The 3,558-nt window shown below is 50.3% G+C and carries 3 protein-coding genes; all 3 read right to left on the reverse strand.

Features of this window, described 5'->3' with window-relative positions; genetic code table 11:
• Nucleotides 1-339: 339 nt before the first annotated feature.
• A complete protein-coding gene (locus M0Q24_RS11425; protein ID WP_295050770.1) occupies nt 340-1,575 on the reverse strand; it encodes a phage major capsid protein in 1,236 nt (411 codons plus the stop codon).
• 4 nt (nt 1,576-1,579) lie between these two features.
• Nucleotides 1,580-2,302, reverse strand: coding sequence for an HK97 family phage prohead protease (locus M0Q24_RS11430; RefSeq protein WP_295050772.1), 723 nt, complete (start codon nt 2,300-2,302; stop codon nt 1,580-1,582).
• Nucleotides 2,299-3,558 (reverse strand): phage portal protein (locus M0Q24_RS11435; RefSeq protein ID WP_295050773.1); only part of this gene is annotated, 1,260 nt, incomplete at its 5' end. The genes M0Q24_RS11435 and M0Q24_RS11430, both read right to left, overlap by 4 nt.

A 3,558-nucleotide genomic window follows, 5' to 3' on the forward strand; every position in this document is an offset into this window, starting at 1 on the left:
TTTCTCTATTAGCAAATCTATGATCGCGTCATCATCATCTATGGAAATATTCAGCCAGTCTTTTGCAACAGCTTTAGTTATCATTTGCTTTTAGCGCGGCCTCCCTGCCGTGTATCTTCCTGTCGCCAACCTTGTACCAACCGCCTCCGAGAGCTATAATCTCAGGTCTGCGCTCCTTGTTGCGTGTTGGTCCTACCGGAGACCCGACGGAAAGCTTGCAGTCGCCGCAAGTAAGGCTTGCCGTGCATTTAACGTCCGAACAATCTACCATAATTTTCTCCTTTAATAAGGCGTTGGGCGAGGCCGCAACACAGCAGCCCCGCCTCACGCTACCTTATATTACGTTGTACTTACTGCCGCGAAATCTCCGGTCCTGAAAGCGGCCGGACGCGTTACCTCGAAAGCCAGCGAGGCTTCAATGAGGACAGTTGTCATATTCCGTACGAACTGGTCTTTGTGGCTCTCAGTCATACGGACACTCGCGAGCATACGGTCCCACAGCATTGCCGACCCGGCGAAGTCTCCGAGGAGATACTTGCCTGCAGTCATAGCCGCGTCTTCCGCTACTCTGACTCTCCATATTGTAGAGGCCATACCCTGGCCCGCTTCAATCCAGATATAGTGATTGTCTGAACCCTTTATGAGCTGCATTTCTGCAAAGGAGACAGGTTCAAGCACTATCCCGGTTGTCGGATACCCGAGGGTTGCGTTTCTCGCGATACTGATACGGATCCTGTCGAGAGTGTTAGACACTACATCAGGAAACACTGTATCGTTCGCAATGCCGTCAGTGTTCAGTATTCCGTTGAACGAAGCTGAACCCTCAACGCCGGATAACATCTGCGAGTTGATTTTGTCTTCAAGCCCAGAGATACCGTTAGCGTTGATCCTTGCAGCGAGCTGAGGAGCGTCGCGCATTATGTCGCGTCCAACTGTCAGATAGTGCGCAACGGTCTTCGTGTTGACTATCTTCTCAGTGAACTTAATGCCGGAACGTTTCTTCTTCTCGAGAACATCTTCTCCGTCAACCTCTTCAAGGGTCTTGTTATCGTGAAACGCAGCCTTGTTGTCGAACTCTTCTGACAGATACGGTATCTTATCAGAGGTGGTCGTTCCATATCCTACGAGGCTCTTAATTGTCACTGCTTTCCATATCTGCTCTACGATCATCTGTATCGAGTCACGCTCGACAAGTACGCCGCCGCTGTCAGCACCCGATACGACCGGTTCGAAGTTCGTGTCTTTCTTAAACATCCCGCCGCTCAGCTGAACTTTCGGAATCTCAACGCTTCCTGCCTTGACTGCCGCAACGAACGCGTCGCTCTTAGTGAACTGCTCTCCCACGGAAAGGGTTCTCTTAGAGGCTCCGCCCTCTTTCAGCTTTCTCAGGTCAGCGATTTCCGCAGCGTGCGATTTCTCTTTCTCAGCGATTTCAGCTTTCAATGCGATCATATCTTCGCCGGCCTTATCGAGTTTCTTCGCGGTCTCTTCGCGCGCCTTGCCGAGTTCTGCTACCTCAGCGTCCCTGGTCTGTATCAGACCCCTTAAATCTTCCAGTGCTTTTGTAATATCCATTTTTTTAACTCCTTACTTTCAATGATTCGGCAAACGCTTTTAATTCTTTCTCCAGTTTAAGCGCTTCCGTTCTACTTCCCACTTCCTGACATAGTGCCTTTATGGCGGCTAAGTCTTTATCTTCTTTTGGCGGCTCTACCGAACCCGGGAGAGTGCCCGCCGGCGGCTCTCCTGCGGTGAGTGCTTTTATCCTATCAATGGCGGCCTCAATAGACTTCTGGTCTCCTGAAAGATAGCCGTCACCGATAATCTCTAAATCTTTTGTGATTGATATTATCCCTTTAGACTTCTCAATCATCGCAAGGGGATTCGCGCCCCATATTACCGGGGAATACTCCCACAGTTTTATCTCGTGTATATGCAGTATGCCGTCATTGTCCTGGTGAAACTTGTCTTTCACGAGGTCAAAGCCTATGCTTAGTGCGTCCACCACGCGGTCTTTTATATAAGCAAGCCTGTCTTTGTTCTCCTGTGTCGGGGTCGCTTTAGACATAGTGTAAATGCCGTGGTCATCTTCTGAGACCTTGACAGGCATACCGAACGGCAACGTGTGGAGCCACAAGACTTTTATCCTGTCGCGATTCTCCTTGAGAGTCTTATCGGCAGCTCCTCTGTGTATAACCTCTCCATAACTATCCTCAACTTCATAAACCGAGGCGTAACCCTCAAAGATACCTTTGTCTATATCTTTTACCTTTACTTCTCCCGGAAAACTTTTATATCTCATACTGTCTCTCCTTCTGTGTTAACGTGTTCTGTTTCGCTACATCTGCATTCAATAACTTCTTCCGCCGGTCCTGACGGATCCCCTGGATACATAAGTCCGTTTGAGTAAGGCTGATCGTTAGGCACGCGCTCTCCCCCGACACCACTACTCGTATGGTCCGCCTCTCCTGTAGAGCCGTCTCGCGTGCGAGTGTCCGGAGTCTCGAGCCATTCCTTGTCTATCTTCCAGTTAAACTCAGTGATAGCCTGCTGACGCGCGGCATAGTTCGCGTGGTTAATCCCGGCTCCCGCCTCAGTCCTTGCGATACGCATCGCGCGCGACCTCTCGAGAGGCTCCGTCCAGACCTCCGCCTGATCGCGTATCCGCTGCGCGACTTCCGATAAGGCAAGTCCTTTCTCGACTGCCTCCGCCGCCAAGTTTCTTACTCTCAATATTGTTGTTGAAGCGATGTATCCGGCTTTAGCGCGCGAGACCTGACGAATGAAGTCCGCCATTACGCGTGCGGTCGCGTCGAAATTCTTGCGCTGCCCCGGTTTTAAGTTCTTTGCTTTACTGACAAGCTCATCATACTTCTTCTCCCCGAAGAATTTACCGAGTACAGTATGAGAGACAGAAAGCCTTTCTTCCCAAGCCTGTCTGATAGTGTCTTCGTAATTAGTGACGCTCTCTCCATTCTGAACCACGTCAGCAAGCACATCTAAATCTTTTTTGAGCCCTTTGGCGAAGCTCTCCGCAAACCGCTTCTCCCATATACGACGCTCGCCGTCTTTCCTGCGCCATAAAATTATGCGGCTGTCGGACTTCCTGCTGTCGGACTTCCTACTCAATGTTATTCCGTAAGGCTCAGACGCGCCCGGCACATCGTCGAGATTCAAATCAAGCTCAAGCCTGCGGTTAATTTCTTCTAACGGAACCCCCATATCAAAGAGAGTCCTTCCTGCGGCGGCCTTTCCCGAGAACTCGTCTTGCAGGGCCTCTATATTTGCAAGATCATAGCTGACGCGTATGTCCGGCCAGAACTGTTTATAATAAACAGTCATATATTCTGTCCACATCTGCACCTCAGGAATAACTGTGTGTATCCAATAAGCCCGCTCTGCTTCCTGTCTTGCCGCCCTGCCGCTAAACTCTTGCGCTCCTATAAGCCGGGGATCCACTCCAAAGGTAGAGCATATTGCGTACATCGCCTGCTCTTGTGATTTAATATAATCCATTTCTTTAGGAGTCCGGCCAACCTGCTTCGCCTCGGCTCCCTG

It is taken from the genome of Sulfurimonas sp. (assembly GCF_023228785.1).
Taxonomy (GTDB): Bacteria; Campylobacterota; Campylobacteria; order Campylobacterales; family Sulfurimonadaceae; genus Sulfurimonas.

What these genes read in the sequence shown, in the direction of transcription:
- M0Q24_RS11425 (WP_295050770.1), bottom strand. Translation starts at nt 1,575, where the DNA reads ATGGATATTACAAAAGCACTGGAAGATTTAAGGGGTCTGATACAGACC.
- M0Q24_RS11430 (WP_295050772.1), bottom strand. Translation starts at nt 2,302, where the DNA reads ATGAGATATAAAAGTTTTCCGGGAGAAGTAAAGGTAAAAGATATAGAC.